This is a genomic window from Nocardioides aromaticivorans (assembly GCF_013408525.1).
Classification (GTDB): domain Bacteria; phylum Actinomycetota; class Actinomycetes; order Propionibacteriales; family Nocardioidaceae; genus Nocardioides; species Nocardioides aromaticivorans.
In genome coordinates, this window is sequence record NZ_JACBZM010000001.1 from 3,066,567 (window position 1) to 3,081,587 (window position 15,021).

The 15,021-nt window shown below is 72.0% G+C and carries 13 protein-coding genes; 7 read left to right on the forward strand and 6 right to left on the reverse strand.

Annotated features, from left to right (window positions below):
* The first annotated feature begins 19 nt into the window (after positions 1-19).
* From BJ993_RS14490 to BJ993_RS14500, 3 genes are read left to right on the forward strand one after another with little or no spacing between them, the layout of a single operon-like run.
* Positions 20-1,414, forward strand: coding sequence for an alkaline phosphatase family protein (locus BJ993_RS14490; RefSeq protein WP_179649490.1), 1,395 nt, complete (start codon positions 20-22; stop codon positions 1,412-1,414).
* Positions 1,414-2,379 carry a polyprenyl synthetase family protein gene (locus tag BJ993_RS14495; protein ID WP_179649492.1) on the forward strand — a complete coding sequence of 322 codons (966 nt, stop codon included), beginning with the start codon at positions 1,414-1,416 and terminating at the stop codon, positions 2,377-2,379. Before BJ993_RS14490 ends, BJ993_RS14495 begins: the two co-directional genes overlap by 1 nt.
* Positions 2,376-2,885 carry a copper resistance CopC family protein gene (locus BJ993_RS14500; RefSeq protein WP_179649494.1) on the forward strand — a complete coding sequence of 170 codons (510 nt, stop codon included), beginning with the start codon at positions 2,376-2,378 and terminating at the stop codon, positions 2,883-2,885. Before BJ993_RS14495 ends, BJ993_RS14500 begins: the two co-directional genes overlap by 4 nt.
* Before the next feature lie 120 nt (positions 2,886-3,005).
* Here BJ993_RS14500 and BJ993_RS14505 read toward each other — a convergent pair whose 3' ends face one another.
* The 5 genes from BJ993_RS14505 to BJ993_RS14525 all read right to left on the reverse strand — a co-directional run bounded on the left by BJ993_RS14505 (position 3,006) and on the right by BJ993_RS14525 (position 8,900).
* Positions 3,006-4,001, reverse strand: a complete 996-nt coding sequence (locus BJ993_RS14505; protein ID WP_179649496.1) for an ABC transporter permease — start codon at positions 3,999-4,001, stop codon at positions 3,006-3,008.
* Positions 3,998-5,497, reverse strand: a complete 1,500-nt coding sequence (locus tag BJ993_RS14510) for a sugar ABC transporter ATP-binding protein (protein ID WP_179649498.1) — start codon at positions 5,495-5,497, stop codon at positions 3,998-4,000. The genes BJ993_RS14505 and BJ993_RS14510 overlap by 4 nt, the downstream gene beginning before the upstream one ends.
* Before the next feature lie 24 nt (positions 5,498-5,521).
* Complete coding sequence (locus tag BJ993_RS14515) at positions 5,522-6,538, reverse strand: sugar ABC transporter substrate-binding protein (protein WP_179649500.1); 1,017 nt, start codon at positions 6,536-6,538, stop codon at positions 5,522-5,524.
* 57 nt (positions 6,539-6,595) lie between these two features.
* Complete coding sequence (locus BJ993_RS14520; protein WP_179649502.1) at positions 6,596-7,723, reverse strand: histone deacetylase-like amidohydrolase; 1,128 nt, start codon at positions 7,721-7,723, stop codon at positions 6,596-6,598.
* Positions 7,724-7,820: 97 nt separating this feature from the next.
* A complete protein-coding gene (locus BJ993_RS14525; protein WP_179649504.1) occupies positions 7,821-8,900 on the reverse strand; it encodes a helix-turn-helix transcriptional regulator in 1,080 nt (359 codons plus the stop codon).
* Between the two features lie 217 nt (positions 8,901-9,117).
* On the opposite strand from BJ993_RS14525, the gene BJ993_RS14530 reads away from it, so the two are divergent.
* Positions 9,118-10,800, forward strand: a complete 1,683-nt coding sequence (locus tag BJ993_RS14530; protein ID WP_179649506.1) for an amidase — start codon at positions 9,118-9,120, stop codon at positions 10,798-10,800.
* Complete coding sequence (locus BJ993_RS14535) at positions 10,797-11,528, forward strand: gamma-glutamyl-gamma-aminobutyrate hydrolase family protein (RefSeq protein ID WP_179649508.1); 732 nt, start codon at positions 10,797-10,799, stop codon at positions 11,526-11,528. The genes BJ993_RS14530 and BJ993_RS14535 overlap by 4 nt, the downstream gene beginning before the upstream one ends.
* Here BJ993_RS14535 and BJ993_RS14540 read toward each other — a convergent pair.
* Positions 11,489-12,019, reverse strand: a complete 531-nt coding sequence (locus BJ993_RS14540; protein WP_179649510.1) for a MarR family winged helix-turn-helix transcriptional regulator — start codon at positions 12,017-12,019, stop codon at positions 11,489-11,491. The two genes, BJ993_RS14535 and BJ993_RS14540, sit on opposite strands and share 40 nt — an antisense overlap.
* Before the next feature lie 161 nt (positions 12,020-12,180).
* On the opposite strand from BJ993_RS14540, the gene BJ993_RS14545 reads away from it, so the two are divergent.
* Together BJ993_RS14545 and BJ993_RS14550 are read left to right on the forward strand one after the other, a co-directional pair.
* Complete coding sequence (locus BJ993_RS14545) at positions 12,181-13,626, forward strand: APC family permease (protein WP_179649512.1); 1,446 nt, start codon at positions 12,181-12,183, stop codon at positions 13,624-13,626.
* A 33-nt stretch (positions 13,627-13,659) separates the two neighbouring features.
* Positions 13,660-15,012, forward strand: coding sequence for a glutamine synthetase family protein (locus BJ993_RS14550; protein ID WP_179649514.1), 1,353 nt, complete (start codon positions 13,660-13,662; stop codon positions 15,010-15,012).
* The last annotated feature ends 9 nt before the right edge of the window (positions 15,013-15,021 follow it).

Sequence of the window (15,021 nt, forward strand, 5' to 3'; positions counted from 1 at the left end):
CGACCCCCTGGAGATCCCCATGGACAAGCTCCTCGTCGCCGACGTCGTCGGCCTCACCCCCGACCTGCTCCAGCACATGCCCCGGCTCCAGCGCCTGGCGGCGAAGGGCTCGTCCGCGGTCCTCGACCCCGTGCTGCCGGCGGTCACCTGCTCGGTGCAGTCGACCTTCCTCACCGGCCTCACCCCGGCCGAGCACGGCATCGTCGGCAACGGGTGGTACTTCCGCGACCTCGGCGAGGTGCACCTGTGGCGCCAGCACAACCGCCTCGTCCAGGGCGAGAAGGTCTGGGAGACCATCCGGCGCCAGGTCCCCGACTACACCGTCGCCAACGTCTGCTGGTGGTACGCCATGGGTGCGTCGACCGACTGGACCGTCACGCCGCGGCCGATCTACTACGCCGACGGCAAGAAGGCGCCCGACTGCTACACCCGCCCGCCCGAGCTCCACGACGAGCTGGTGCACGAGCTGGGCGAGTTCCCCCTCTTCCAGTACTGGGGGCCGACTGCGTCCCTCCGCTCGACCGAGTGGATCGTCGGCGCGGCCCGCCGCCTCCTGCCGCGGGCCGACCTGACCCTCGCCTACCTCCCGCACCTCGACTACGACCTCCAGCGGTTCGGGCCCGACTCGGCCCAGGCCCGCCGGGCCGCGCACGACGTCGACGCGGCGCTGGCGCCCCTGCTCGACGACGCGGAGCTGATGGACGCGCGCGTGGTCGTCCTGTCCGAGTACGGCATCACCCGGGCGGACACGCCGGTCGACATCAACCGGGCCCTGCGCGCCGCCGGCCTGCTGAACGTCCACACCCAGGACGGCATGGAGTACCTCGACCCCTGGACGTCGCGGGCCTTCGCCGTCGCCGACCACCAGGTCGCCCACGTGTACGTCGCCGACCCGACCGACCTCGAGCAGGTCGGCGCGCTGTGCGCGGGCGTGCGCGGCGTGGCGCAGGTGCTGGACCGGGCCGGCCAGGCCGCCGTCGGCCTCGACCACGAGCGTGCGGGCGAGCTCGTGCTGGTGGCGGAGCCGACCGCGTGGTTCACCTACTACTACTGGGAGGACGACGACCGGGCGCCGGACTTCGCGCGCGGCGTCGAGATCCACCGCAAGCCCGGCTACGACCCGGCCGAGCTCTTCTTCGACCCGAAGGACCGGCTGGTCAAGGCCCGCGCGGCCCTGACCCTGGCCCGCAAGGCCGCCGGCCTCCGCTACTCGATGAAGGTGGTGCCGCTCGACCCGGCGCCGGTGCGGGGCACCCACGGTCGCCTTCCGCTCCGCGACGAGGAGGGGCCCATGGTGATCTGCGACCGGCCCGACACGCTGGGCAGCCGACTGGCCGCGACGCAGGTGCGGGACCTGCTGCTCGACCTGGCCGGCGCCAGCGCCGCGACCCCGACGGTGTCGACGGTGTCGTGATGGTCGACGAGGTGCTGGGCGCGGTGCGTGAACGGCTCCGGACACCGCCGTCGTGCGGGGTCGCCGGCCTCGACCGCGTGGTCGCCGACGCCCTGCGCCCGGGCAAGCTGCTCAGGCCCGGGCTCGTGGTCGGCAGTGCGGCGGCGGCCGGCGCCGGGCTGGCCGACCGTGCCCTGCGGAACCGGGTGGTGCTGGCGGCGGAGGCGATGGAGCTGCTGCACGTGGCCACGCTCGTCCACGACGACATCATCGACGGGTCCCCGCTCCGCCGCGGCCGGCCCTCGGTCGTCGCGAGCGCCGGTGTGGCGTCCGCGCTCGTCATCGGTGACCTGCTCCTCGCCCGGGGCGCCCTCGCCGCGGCCGGCGCGGCGCCGAACGGCCCGCTCGTCTGGGCGCGTGCCCTGGCGTGCATGGCGAGGGGCCAGCTCCTCGAGGGCGATCTCCGGGGCGCTCCGTCGGTCGAGGCGCACCGGGAGTACGCCGCCCTCAAGACCGCCGAGCTGTTCCGGGCGAGTGCCGAGATCGGCGCCCTCGCGGTGGACGCCGAGCCGGACGTCGTCCGCGCGCACGGGGAGTTCGGGCTCCACTTCGGCATCGCCTTCCAGCATGTCGACGACCTGCTCGACGTGGTCGGCGACCCGGCCCGGACCGGCAAGCCGGCCGGCCTGGATGCCGCCAACGGCGTACCGACGACCGCCGCGCTCCTCCTCGAGGTGCCCTCGCCCGGTGGCCTCGCCACCCTGGTGGCCGCCGAGCTGGAGGACGCCTCGGCGTCGCTGCCCCCGGGGCGGGGCTCGGCCGAGCTCCGGGCCTGGGCGGCCGACGCCCTGCGCAGGACCCTCCACGCCGCCGACGACAGGCCCCGCCGCACGCTCGTCCAGCTCTCCGCCGTGCTGGACCGGTTCGAGCACGACATCCACCCAGTCAGGGAGACCACGCCATGCACGCCTACGCCCGTCCTGTGAGCTCCAGCCGGCTCGTCCGCTGGGTCGCCGTCGCCCTGGTGGCCGCCCTGCTCGGCCTCCTGCCTGCACCTCCTGCGTCGGCCCACGACGAGCTCGTCTCCTCCGACCCCGCCGAGTCGAGCGTGGTCGAGACGCTGCCGTCGCGGGCCACCCTGACCCTGAGCGGCAAGGTCCGCAAGGTCCGCTCGGTCACGGTGACCGGACCCGACGGCGACGTCGCCAACGGCAAGGCGACCTTCCGGGACGACGAGGTGCGCCAGAACCTGTGGTCCGGACCCGACGGCGAGTACGTACTCGCCTACGACGTCGTCTCGGCCGACGGCCACCAGGTCACCGGCGAGGTCCACTTCGAGGTCGGCCCGGTCTCCGGGCCGACGGACAGCGGACCGCGCGCCACGGTGAAGCAGGATGCCGGCGGTGGGCAGCGCGGCATCCTGCTGGTCGGTGTGGTGCTCCTGGCGGGTGCGGGCGGGCTGGTGGCGCTGCGGCGGCGCCGGCTCGGGTGAGCGCCGACGGCGCGCTCTCGACGACCTGCGAAGGGCCGCCGGCGAAGTTGATTGACGTCAATCAATTTCGCCGGCGGGCCCTCGTCGATCGTGCCGCGACCGGACCGTCGCGCCGCGAGACTAGGCGGGCACCGGGACCGGCTTCGGTGCCTCCGGTCGTGGCGCGGTCATCGCCTCCAGCCTCGGGCTGAGGTAGGCGAGGCCGGCGGCCACGATCAGGGCGACGCCCTGGGCGACCTGCTGCCAGAAGGTGGGGACGCCGAGCAGGGTCAGGCCGTTCTGGAGGATGCCGAGGAAGGCGACGCCCAGGACCACCCCGACCAGCGAGCCGGAGCCCCCGGCGAGCGCCACCCCGCCGACCAGCACGGCGGTCAGCACCGCGAGCTCGAACCCGAGGCCCGCCGTACCGGACTGCACGGCGCCGAGGACGGAGGCCTTGATCGCGCCGGCGAGCGCGGCCAGGGCACCGGTCAGCAGGAAGAGGCCGAAGGGCACCATGCGCACCCGCACGCCCGAGAGGTACGCCGCCTCCCGGGAAACCCCGATGGCGTAGATGTGGCGCCCGAGGGGCGTGGCGACGAGGACGAAGCCGGCGACGAGGACCACCAGGATCGCGATGATGACGGGGGAGGGCAGGCCCGCGACCTTGGACCCGCCGAGCCAGGCGAAGGACTCGGAGAAGCCGGTCTGCGGCAGGGGCGCGAGCTGCTGGGCGATGCCGCGCACGGCGGTCAGCGTGCCGAGCGTGACGATGAACGGCGACAGGCCCAGTCCGCAGCACAGGAGGCCGTTGACCGCGCCGACGGCGACGCCGGCGAGCAGGGCCAGCAGCACGCAGCCCAGCATGCTGCCGTTGTGCTCGGAGGCCAGCCAACCGGCGGCGACCGCGCCGAGGGCGTAGGTGGAGCCGACCGACAGGTCGAGGTAGCCGCTGATGACGAGCATCGCCGTCGGGACGGCGACGATCGCGAGGGTGGCGCTGTCGGTGGCGATGCCGAGCAGGTTCTGCTGGCCGACGAAGCTGCCGGTGCTGGCCTCGAAGGCGATCGCCATCACGATGATGACGGGGATCAGCGGGTAGCGCGCGAGCTGGCGCACGGACTGGGGTGTGCTCATGACGGAACCTCCATGGGAGTGGGGCGGTGGACGGCTGCCAGGAGCGCGTCCTCGGTGAGGTCGGGGCCGGCGATGGTCGCGACCACGCGGCCCTGGTCCATCACGAGGCAGCGGTCGGCGAGCGTCACCACCTCCTCGGGATCGGTCGAGGCGAAGAGCACGGCCGCGCGGCGCTCGCTGGCGATCGTCCGGACGACGCGGTAGATCTCGTGGCGGGCGTTGACGTCGACGCCCTGGGTCGGCTCGTCGAGCAGCAGGACCGTGGTCGGCAGGACGCCGTTGATCCACCGGCCGAGGAGCAGCTTCTGCTGGTTGCCGCCCGAGAACGCGCGGGCCGGTGCCACCGCCGAGGCAGGCCGCACCTTCAGGGAGTCGGTCAGCGAGGCGAAGGTCTCGCGCTCGCGCCGGCGGTTGCGGACGCCGAAGCGGGACAGCGCGCGCTGCGCCGGGAGCAGGGCGTTGTCGAGCGCGGAGAGCGAGGCGAACAGCCCCTGCCGGCCGCGGTCCCCGGGCACGAGCGCCAGGCCGGCCGCGAGCCCGCCGCGTGGGCCGCGCCGGGTCACCGGGCGCCCGCCGACGCTCACCGTGCCGTGGCGCCGGTAGCGGCCGAAGACGGTCTCGATGGTGCGGGTGCGGCCGGAGCCGATCAGGCCGTAGAGGCCGACGATCTCGCCGGGCCGGACGTCGAGGTCGATCGGGCCGATGCCCGGCCCGGTCAGGCCACGCAGCTGCAGCTGGGGCGGGTCCGCCTCCAGGATCGGCGCGCGCTCGGGCAGCTCCGAGGAGGGCTCCGCGATCGCCTCGATGATGTCGCGCCGCGACTTGCCGGCCAGTGACGTGGCGACGTGGACCTGCCCGTCGCGCAGCACCGTCATCCGGTCGGCGAGCCGCTCGACCTCCCCGAGCAGGTGGGTGACATAGCAGATCGCGAGGCCGTCGCGCTTCAGCGCGAGGACGGTGCGCTCGAGCGCCTGGATCTCGTGCACGGACAGGGCCGCCGTGGGCTCGTCGAGGATGAGGACGGCGGGGTCGCGGCTCAACGCCTTGGCGATCTCCACCAGCTGCCGCTGGCCCATCGGCAGGGTGCCGACCCGGGCGTCCACCGCGACGTTGGCGCCGAGGCGGTCGAGCAGCCCGCGGGCCTGCTCGCGCTGGCTCCCGCGGCTGACGATGCCGCCGCGGTGCTCCTCCTGGCCGAGGAAGATGTTGTCGACGACCGACAGCGAGTCGACCAGGCTGAGGTGCTGGAAGATGATCGCGATGCCGGCGTCGATCGACTTGCGGGGCGACAGGGCGTCGTACGTGTGCCCGGCGACCTCGATCGTCCCGCTGTCGGGCGAGAAGGCGCCGCCGAGCGCCTTGATCAGTGTGGACTTCCCCGCGCCGTTGTGGCCGAGGAGGGCGTGGACCTCACCGCTCTCGATGGTGAGGTCCACGCCGCGCAGGGCGTGCACGCCGCCGAAGGACTTCGCGAGTCCGGTGACCCTGAGTGTCATGACGTGTCCGCCTCGGTCCTCGGGTCAGGCGTACTGCGAGATGATCTCGTCGAGCAGGCTGTCGCCCTGCTTGACGAGCGCGATCGGCACGTCGGCGCTGGCGTCCGCGTCGCTCTTGCCGTCCGCGACGGCCAGCGGTACGTCGATGACCGCGTTGCCGATGTCGCGCAGCTGGAGTGCGGCCGAGGCCCGGTAGAAGGTGCCCTTCTTGATCAGCTCGAGCGAGCCGAGGTCGCCGTCCTGGCCGCCGACGTAGGTCTTCGCGTCGCTCTCCGCGCGACCGGCCTCGACGAGCGCCTTGTAGCCACCGAAGGCGGCGCCGTCGGTGATGCCCAGGACCATGTTGAGGTCGGGGTGCTTCGCCAGGATCGCCTTGATCTTCGACAGGCCGGTGTCGGGGTCGATGGCCTGCTCGCGGCCGACGACCTCCATGTCCGGGGCAGCCTTGGTGAAGGCGTCCATCATGCCCTTGGTCCGCTCGCGGCCGAGCTGGATCGTGTCGTCGACGAGGAACGCGATCTTGCCCTTGCCGCCGAGGTTCTCCTTCGCCCAGGTGGCGGCGTCCTCGCCGAGCAGCCGGCCGCCCTCCTCGAAGCTGAAGGTGATCGAGGCGCTCTGGTTCTTCAGCGTCCCTCCGTAGGTGACCCAGATCAGGCCGGCGCTGCGCGCAGCCGCGGCCTGCGTCTCGAGCGCCTCGAAGACCATCGGGAACGACACGATCGCCGGGACCTTCTGGGCGATCAGGGTGTCGAGGTTGGACGTCTGGACGTCGGGGCGGCCGTTGTCGCTGGTCTGGGTCAGGTCGACGCCGACCTCCTTGGCCCGGGCCTTGGCGAACTTCGTGACGCCGGCGTACACGGGCAGGAAGGTGAAGGGGTAGTCGAAGCCGATCTTGTCGACGTCCTTGCTGGACTTGGCGACCTTGTCCTTGGCGTCGGAGGAGCTGGACGGGGCCGAGCAGGCCGCCAGGAGCACGGCGGCGCCGGCGCCGCCGGTCCAGCCGAGGAAGCGGCGGCGCGAGAGGTCAGCGGGCTGGGACATGGTGGTTCTCCCTTGGAGTGGTGCCGAGTGGTGCGGAGGGTGGTGGGTGGAGCGGGATCAGGCGCGGTTGCCGGAGCCGATGGCGTCGAGGAGCGGCACGACCTGGTCGAGCAGCGCGGTCTGGTGGGGCTGCAGCTCGAGCTGGCCCATCCCGCCGAAGATCGGCTCGTAGGGGTCGGCGAGGGGCTCGGTCACGCCCGCGAGGGCCTCGATGACGGCCAGGCCGCAGAACGGCACGTAGACCGGGTTGTAGCCGCCCTCGTGGCTCATCGCCAGGCGGCCGCCGGCGTGCTGGCCGGCCACCTCGAGCAGCCGCTCGGTCATCGTCCGGTAGGCGCTGCTGGTGAGGCCCTGGCGGGCGAGCGGGTCGGCGGCGTTGGCGTCGAACCCGCTGGCGACGAGGACGAGGTCCGGCTGGAACCGGTCGATGGCCGGTGCGATCACGCGGTCCATCGCCGCCAGGTAGCCGCCGTGCCCGGTGCCGGGCGGGAGCGGGATGTTCAGCGCGTAGCCCTCGCCGGCGCCGGTCCCGCGCTCCTCGACGAGCCCGGTGTCGGGCGGGAAGACGCGGTCCTGGTGGATCGAGATCGTCAGCGTGTCCGGGTCGTCGTAGAACGCCGCCTGCGTGCCGTTGCCGTGGTGGACGTCCCAGTCGACGATCGCGATCCGCTCGACACCGCGGCTGTGGCGTACCGCCTTGGCGGCGATCGCGAGGTTGGCGAACATGCAGAAGCCCATGCCGTGCTCCGGCACGGCGTGGTGGCCCGGCGGGCGGACCAGGGCGTAGCCGTTGTCGACCGCGCCGTCGACGACCTGCTCGACGAGGGCGATGACCCCGCCCGCCGCGAGCCGGCCGATCTCGATGCCGCCGGGGCCGAACGGGCTGAGGCCGTCGCCGGAGTCGCCGCCCTTGGGGTGGTCGCTGCCGGCCTGGATCCGGGCCAGGTGCTCCTCGGTGTGCACGAGGAGGATCTCCTCGTCGGTGGCCTTGCGCGGGCGCACCGGGGTCAGCTGGTCGATCAGGCCCGAGACGACCACCAGCTCGTGGAGCCGCCGCTTCGTCTCGGCGTTCTCGAAGTGCTGGAAGGGCTGGATGCCCAGGCGGTGGTCCGCCGGGAAGAGGCCTGCGTTGGTGCCGGTGTCGTGCCAGCCGAAGACCTCGTTGTAGACGTACCCGGTCGTCATCGTCGCTCCCGTGGTCGGGCGCCGGTGTGCCCGGCGCGGTCGGACCATCGTGGGACCGGGGTGTCCCGCGTCACATTGGCAGAATTGCCAGTCTTCGTCAGACGACGGGGCGGCGCAGCACGGCCGAGAGCGAGCGCACGGAGTCGGGCCGGCCCGACGGCAGGAGTACGCCGGCCGCGGTCGCCTTGGCCGCGGCACCCGCCCGCGACGGGGCGTCCAGGCGGGTCAGGATCGCCTCGACGTGCGCCGCCACGGTGCGCTGGGTGAGGAAGAGCTCCTCCGCGATCTCGCGGTTGCCGGCGCCGGTCGCGACGGCCGTGAGCACCTCGAGCTGGCGCATGGTCAGGCCGAGCGTCGACTCGGCGGGACGGGTCGCGACGACATACGGCTGGTGCACCGTGCTGCGCCCCTCCGGCGCGTGGACCCGGACCTCGACCAGGCGGCCGTCCTGCTGGTGGAGGAAGCCCGCGAAGCGCACCCCGGTCGACAGGATGTCGTGCAAGATCGCCAGCACGTCGTCGTCGAGGTCGAGGTGCAGCGGGTCCCGGCCGACGACCGGACGGACCCGTCCCTGGGCGTCGACCCGCACCACGGCGTACTCCGGCGGGAGGGTGACGTCGCGGACCGTGCAGGACGCGACCTCCGTGACGCGCGCCAGCACGCGCCCGATCGCCGGCAACGCCGCCAGCGTCTCGGTGCGCAGGTCGTCGGCCGAGCAGGCCGACAGGTGGACGATCCCGACCACGACGTCGTCCGGCGAGCGGAGCGCGAGGGAGATCCCGTCGTCGTACCCGGCGGGCTGGAGCACGTCGTGGAAGTGCGTCGTGCCGCGGAAGTCATGGGTGTCGGCCTCGATCCGCAGCGGGTCACGGCTCTCGAGCACCAGGCGGCCGTGGGCGGAGTGGAGGAACTCCCCGCCGAGGTGGCGGGACACCGGTCGCGCGTAGCCGATGCTGGCGAGGGTCTGCCAGTGCTTCGTCGCGGTGCCTCGACTGGTGGTCGTCGCGGCGTCGACCTGGCAGGCGTTGGCGCCGACCTCGTCGGCCAGGCGGTCGAGCATCTGGGGGAGCCGGGCGGTCGTGTCGTCCGGCGACCCGAGCGTCGCGAGGTCGGCGACGAGCTCGAGCATCGACACGTCCGGGACTGCCGGAACGGGGGCGTCGTCGACAACTGCCATGGAACCGCCATTGCTCAGGCCCGAGAACGTTAGGAGCCAAATCGTAAGAGGGCCGTCGCGTGCTGGCAACGGTTCGGTCCGGCCCTCGGATGCCAAGCCCTCGCCGAAACCCGGCAGTCGAACGCCCTCTTGCGTGATCCGCGCCATACCAATACGTTCGGGTCCAAACGAAATCGTTCGCATCAAAACGATCTGGCATCCGCGAGAGGACGACGCGATGGCATCCCAGCAGCCCAGTGGCCCCCGATCCGACGTGCAGGGCGGCCTGGGGCGCCTGTCCCGCCGCTCCCTGGTCGCCGGTGCGACGACCGCCGCCGTGACGGTGGGTGTCGCCGGCGCCGCCCGTGCCGCGGCGCCCGAGGTGGCGTGGCCGAAGGTCGAGCGGCCGGCCGACCTGCGCCGCATCGTCTGGTGGTCGGCGGCCGAGCTCGCCGTCGCGATCCGGCAGCGCAAGGTCAGCTGCGTCGAGGTGATGACCGCCTACCTCGACCACATCGACGAGGTGAACCCGGCGGTCAACGCCATCGTGGCGCTGCGCCCGCGGGCCGAGCTGCTCGCCGAGGCCGCGGAGAAGGACGCGCTGCTCGCGAAGGGCACCTACCAGGGCTGGATGCACGGCTTCCCGCAGGCCGTGAAGGACCAGTGGAACGTCAAGGGCATGACCACGACGGTCGGCTTCTTCGGCCAGCCGGGCGTGCCGTTCAACCCGCCGGCCACGAGCGACGCGCTCCTGGTCGAGCGGATCCGCGCCGCGGGCGCGATCTTCATCGGCAAGACCAACCTCCCCGAGTTCGGCGTCGGGTCGCACACGTACAACCTCGTCTACGGGACGACGGGCAACGCCTACGACCCGACCAAGTCGGCCGGCGGCAGCAGCGGCGGCGCCGCGGCGGCCGTGGCGCTGCGGATGCTGCCTGTCGCGGACGGCAGCGACTTCTTCGGCTCGCTGCGCAACCCGCCGGGCTGGAACAACGTGCTCGGCCTGCGGCCCTCCTTCGGGCGCACGCCCGAGCTGGGCGGGGAGCAGTTCGTCCAGCACGGCGGCGCGACGGGCCCGATCGCCCGCGACGCCCGCGACCTCTCGCTCCTGCTCTCCACCATGGCCGGGTACGACGCCCGGGTGCCGCTGTCCCTCGAGGACGACCCCAAGGCCTTCACCACGGTCCGCCGCACGTCGCTGCGTGGGGTGAAGGTGGCCTGGATGGCGGACCTCGGTGGCTACCTGCCCACGGAGCCGGAGGTGCTGGCCGTCACCGGCGCGGCCGTCGACAGGATGCGGGCCCTCGGCGCCAAGGTGGACCGGATCGACAAGCTCAACCAGGTGGGCGGGACCTTCACGAACGCCGACCTGTGGCCGACCTGGCTGGTCTTCCGGCACTGGATCAGCGGCAGCCTGAACTTCCCCGTCTACGCCAACCCGGCGTGGAAGCCGTACGTGAAGCCGGAGACGACCTACGAGGTCGAGGGCCTGCTCAACGGCATCGACGGCCAGGGGCCGATCACCGCGCAGGAGGTCTGGAACGCGTCGTCGAAGCGCACGGCGCTCTACCAGAGCTTCCGCCTCCTGTTCGAGAAGTACGACTACGTGCTGCTGCCGACGGCGCAGGTGATGCCCTTCGACAACGTCGACGGCGAGGGCAACGAGGTGCACTGGCCGAAGGAGATCAACGGCGTGCCGATGGCGACGTACCACCGCTGGATGGAGGTCACCGCGATCGGCACCCTGCTCGGGGCGCCGACCCTGGCGATGCCGGCCGGCTTCGGCACCTCCGGCATGCCGATCGGCTTCCAGGTCATCGGCCGCAACCACGATGATGCCGGTGTGATCGAGTTCGCCGCGGCCTGGGAGCGGGAGACGCGCTTCGTGCAGGAGCACCTCCCGCCGCTGATCGCGCCATGAGCCGCCGACCGCTGATCGTGGTGCCGGCGCGGTTCTCCGCGTCCGCATCCGCCCTGAGGTACGGCGCCGACGTGGCCGCGCGTGCGCTGGTGGAGGCCGTGCACGCGGCCGGTGGCGAGCCGCTGGTCGTCCACCCCGCCGCTCCCGGGGCTGCCGTGGACGTCGACGAGGTCCGCGAGCGCCTGTGGTTCGCCGACGGCGTGCTCCTCCCGGGCGGGGGCGACCTGGCCGCACACTGGTCCGGTCAGCAGCCCCACCCCTCGCAGTACGACGTCGACGAGGAGCAGGACGCCTTCGACCTCGCCGTCGCGCGGCACGCACTGGCGGCCGGCCTGCCGATGCTGGCGGTGTGCCGGGGCAACCAGGTGGTGAACGTCGCCCTGGGGGGTGACCTGGTCCAGGACCTGGGGGAGCGGATCCACCGCCACGTGGTCCAGGAGATCGCGGTCGACCCCGGCACGGCGCTCGCGCGCCTCGTCGGGACCGCGCCGACGATCTCCTGCTACCACCACCAGGGCATCGGCCGGCTGGGCGCCGGTCTCCGCGCGGTGGCGCACGCCCCGGACGGCGTCATCGAGGCGGTCGAGCTCGAGGGCTCGACCGGCTGGTACCTCGGCGTCCAGTGGCACCCGGAGGACACCGCCGCCCACGATCCCGTCCAGGCCGGGCTCTTCGGGGAGCTGGTCGCTCAGGCCTCGGCGCGGGCTTCGTCGCGCGCTTCGTGCTGAGCCTCGACGGCATTCACCACGTCGCGCAGGGTGCGCGTGAACGCGCTGACCTTGCGGTCGGACAGCTGGCTGACGATCTCGGACTCGACGGCGTTGAACTCGGGGTAGATCTCCTCCATCAGCCGCACGCCCTCCTCGGTGAGCCGCAGGCGGACCAGCCTCCGGTCGTGCTCGTCGCCCTCGCGCAGGATCAGGCCGCGGCCCTCGAGCGTCTTGACGACGCCGGTCAGGGTCGCCTTGGAGATGTCGGCCGAGTCGGCCACGTGGCGCGTCTCCATGCCGTCCCAGATCCACACCACCCAGAGCACGACGAAGCCGGTCCAGGTCATGTCGTGCTGGCGCAGGACCCGGTTCGTCAGCTCCGTCCGCACCGCGTTGGCGGCGCGGAAGAGGTTGGAGAGGGCGTTCGCGGCGGCGAAGTCGAGGGGCAGCGCCCCGACGTGGTCCTTCATCGCACGTTCGGTCTCTTCGAGCGTGTGGCGGTCCGGCATGTGGCCAGCCTAACCATCCTCATGTGACCACCTAATCGTTCGGGGCCAAACATTTCTAGGGAAATTTGTCCTGAGGGGATGGTGCCCTGGGTCACAACGTGGTTATCGTACGGATCCGAACGATCTCGCGTGGAGGTCGCCGCGACAGTGAAGGAGTCCCGATGTCGGACACCGTCAACACCACACTCCGCAAGGACGCGCTCGGCGTCGGCGCCATCGTGTTCCTCGTCCTTGCGGCGGTGGCGCCCCTGACGGGCATGGTGGTGGTCGCCTCGCTGGCCATCGCCTTCGGGAACGGCGGAGGGGCTCCCTTCTCGTTCCTCGCGGTCGCCGCGGTGCTCCTGCTCTTCGCCATCGGCTACGGCAGGATGTCGAGCCAGCTGGTCAACGCCGGCGGGTTCTACGCCTTCGTCGTGAAGGGCCTCGGCCGTCCGGCCGGCCTGGCCGCCGGCTACATCGCCACCCTCGGCTACAACTTCTTCGTCGTCGGGACGATCGGCACCAGCGGCTTCTTCATGATGGTCCTCATCGACTTCCTGTTCGGCCTCAGCCTCAACTGGTTCCTGTGGGGCGCGGCCTCGATGGTCGTCGCCTACCTGATGGCCGTGAAGGGCATCGACTTCAGCTCCAAGGTGCTCGGCGTCTCGCTGGTCCTGGAGACCTCGATCCTCGTCATCTTCGACGTCGCGGTGCTGTTCAAGCACGGCTACGACTTCTCCGCCTTCTCCGGCGACGCGATCACCTCGGGCTCGCTCTCGATCGGCCTGCTGCTCGCCGCCACCGGCTTCCTCGGCTTCGAGGCGACCTCGCTGTTCAGCGAGGAGGCGCGCAACCCGCTGAAGACGATCCCGCGGGCGACCTACCTCGCCATCACGATCATCGGCCTGCTGCTCGCCGTCACCACCTGGGCCGTCGTGAGCGCGACCGGCGTCGCGGAGGCCCAGCAGACCAGCATCGACCACCTGGAGACCGGTGACCTCGTGTTCAGCCTGGGCGCCGAGTACCTCGGCGAGTTCATGATGAAGGTGATGATGGTGCTGCTGCTGGTCAGCCTGTTCGCCGCGATGCTCGCCTTCCACAACTCCGCGACCCGCTACCTCTTCTCGCTCGGTCGTGCCGGCGTCCTGCCGAAGGCGCTGTCCCGCACCAGCTCGACCGGCTCGCCCGTCCTGGCCGGCACCCTGCAGGCCGGCTTCGCCCTGCTGGTCGCGGCGGCCTTCCGGATCGCCGACCTCGACCCGATCCTGCAGGTGGTGCCCGCGATGCTCGGCTTCGGGACCCTGGCGATCGTCGTCCTGCAGGCGCTCGCCGCGCTCTCGATCGTCGTCCACTTCCGCCGCACGGGCGACCCGCACCTCGGCAGCACCTTCGTCGCCCCGGCGATCGGGTTCGTCGGCCTGTCCTTCATCGTCGTCATGGCGGTCACGCACTTCGACGTGGTCGCGGGCTCGACGGAGAAGGCGATCACCAACCTGCCCTGGCTCCTGGTCCTGGCTCTGGTCATCGGCGTGGCGCAGGCGTTGTATCTCAAGAGCAACCAGCCTGATGCCTACGACGGCCTCAACTCCGACCTCGAGCGGTTCGACACCGCCGACGCCACCCACTGACCGCCTGACTGACAGGGGAGAGGGACACCTCCGATGGGACACTTTGACGAAGACTCCCTGCGCCAGCTCGCGGAGCAGCTCCGGGCCGATGGCATCGACATCGTCCGGATCGGCTACAGCGACCTGATCGGCACCGAGCGTGGCCGGGACGTGCTGGTCGACCGCTTCGACCGGACCGTCGGTGACGGCGTGGCGTTCTGCCGCTCGGTCTACGGGACCTCACCGATGGGCGACGTGGTCGACATCGCGGGTGGGCTCTCGGCCGGCCTGCCCGACATCGTCGCCTTCCCCGACGTCGCCACGGCGCGGAAGGTGCCGTGGGAGCCGGGCGTGGCGCACGTGATCGCCGACGTCCACAACCCCGACGGCTCGCCGTCGGAGGAGAGCCCGCGGATGGTGCTGCGGCGCGTCGTGGAGCGGTTCTCCGAGCTGGGCATGACGCCCATCGCGGGGCCCGAGCTCGAGTTCTACGTCGTCGAGAAGGACGACGCGGCCGCCAACGGCTACCGGCGCTACGGCGAGGCGACCGGCAACGTCTACGTGTCCGGCCTGAAGGGGGACCCCGAGAACCTGCTGCTGGGCTCGCTGCGCGAGCTGGCGGCGTACGACATCGACGTGGTGGCCGCCAACCACGAGTTCTCCAGCGGCCAGTTCGAGATCAACCTGTGGCACTCGGAGGCGCTCGACGCCGCCGACCGCGCGTTCCGGTTCAAGACGGCCGTCAAGGAGCTCGCCCGCCGCCAGGGCAAGATGGCGACCTTCATGGCCAAGCCGTTCAACGACGAGGGCGGGTCCGGCTTCCACATCCACTTCTCGACCGTCGACGACGAGGGCCGGCCGCTGTTCGACGACCCGGCCGGCGAGGACGGGCTCTCGAAGACCGCCCGGTCGGCGATCGCGGGCGTGCTGGCGCACGCGCCGGCGCTGGCCGCGATCAGCAACCCGACCATCAACTCCTACAAGCGCTTCGGTCCCGACACGCTCGCGCCGTGGCTGGTCGACTGGGGCCTCGACAACCGCAGCGCGATGGTCCGCATCCCGCCGGAGCGGGGCCGTGCCTCCCGCATGGAGCTGCGCCTGGGCGACGCGTCGGCGAACCCGTACCTCGCGATCGCCGGCCTGCTGGCAGCGGCGTACCTCGGCATCCGCGACGGCCTCGAGCCGCCGGCCAAGCTCGAGGGCTACGGCTACGACCCGACCAGGGCCGACAAGCTGCCGGGCGACCTGGGCACCGCGCTGGCGGCGCTCGAGGAGGACAAGGACCTCGCCGAGATCCTCGGGCCGGAGTTCGTGTCCACCTTCGTCGCCTACAAGCGCAACGAGCTCGAGCGGTTCGGCCAGTACGTGACCGACTGGGAGTTCCGGGAGTACGCCTACCACCTGTGAGTGGGGGCT

Coding starts and splice junctions, on each gene's coding strand:
- BJ993_RS14510 (WP_179649498.1), bottom strand. CDS start 5,497: ATGACACTCAGGGTCACCGGACTCGCGAAGTCCTTCGGCGGCGTGCAC.
- BJ993_RS14550 (WP_179649514.1), top strand. CDS start 13,660: ATGGGACACTTTGACGAAGACTCCCTGCGCCAGCTCGCGGAGCAGCTC.
- BJ993_RS14505 (WP_179649496.1), bottom strand. CDS start 4,001: ATGAGCACACCCCAGTCCGTGCGCCAGCTCGCGCGCTACCCGCTGATC.
- BJ993_RS14490 (WP_179649490.1), top strand. CDS start 20: ATGGACAAGCTCCTCGTCGCCGACGTCGTCGGCCTCACCCCCGACCTG.
- BJ993_RS14535 (WP_179649508.1), top strand. CDS start 10,797: ATGAGCCGCCGACCGCTGATCGTGGTGCCGGCGCGGTTCTCCGCGTCC.
- BJ993_RS14495 (WP_179649492.1), top strand. CDS start 1,414: ATGGTCGACGAGGTGCTGGGCGCGGTGCGTGAACGGCTCCGGACACCG.
- BJ993_RS14520 (WP_179649502.1), bottom strand. CDS start 7,723: ATGACGACCGGGTACGTCTACAACGAGGTCTTCGGCTGGCACGACACC.
- BJ993_RS14515 (WP_179649500.1), bottom strand. CDS start 6,538: ATGTCCCAGCCCGCTGACCTCTCGCGCCGCCGCTTCCTCGGCTGGACC.
- BJ993_RS14530 (WP_179649506.1), top strand. CDS start 9,118: ATGGCATCCCAGCAGCCCAGTGGCCCCCGATCCGACGTGCAGGGCGGC.
- BJ993_RS14540 (WP_179649510.1), bottom strand. CDS start 12,019: ATGCCGGACCGCCACACGCTCGAAGAGACCGAACGTGCGATGAAGGAC.
- BJ993_RS14545 (WP_179649512.1), top strand. CDS start 12,181: ATGTCGGACACCGTCAACACCACACTCCGCAAGGACGCGCTCGGCGTC.
- BJ993_RS14525 (WP_179649504.1), bottom strand. CDS start 8,900: ATGGCAGTTGTCGACGACGCCCCCGTTCCGGCAGTCCCGGACGTGTCG.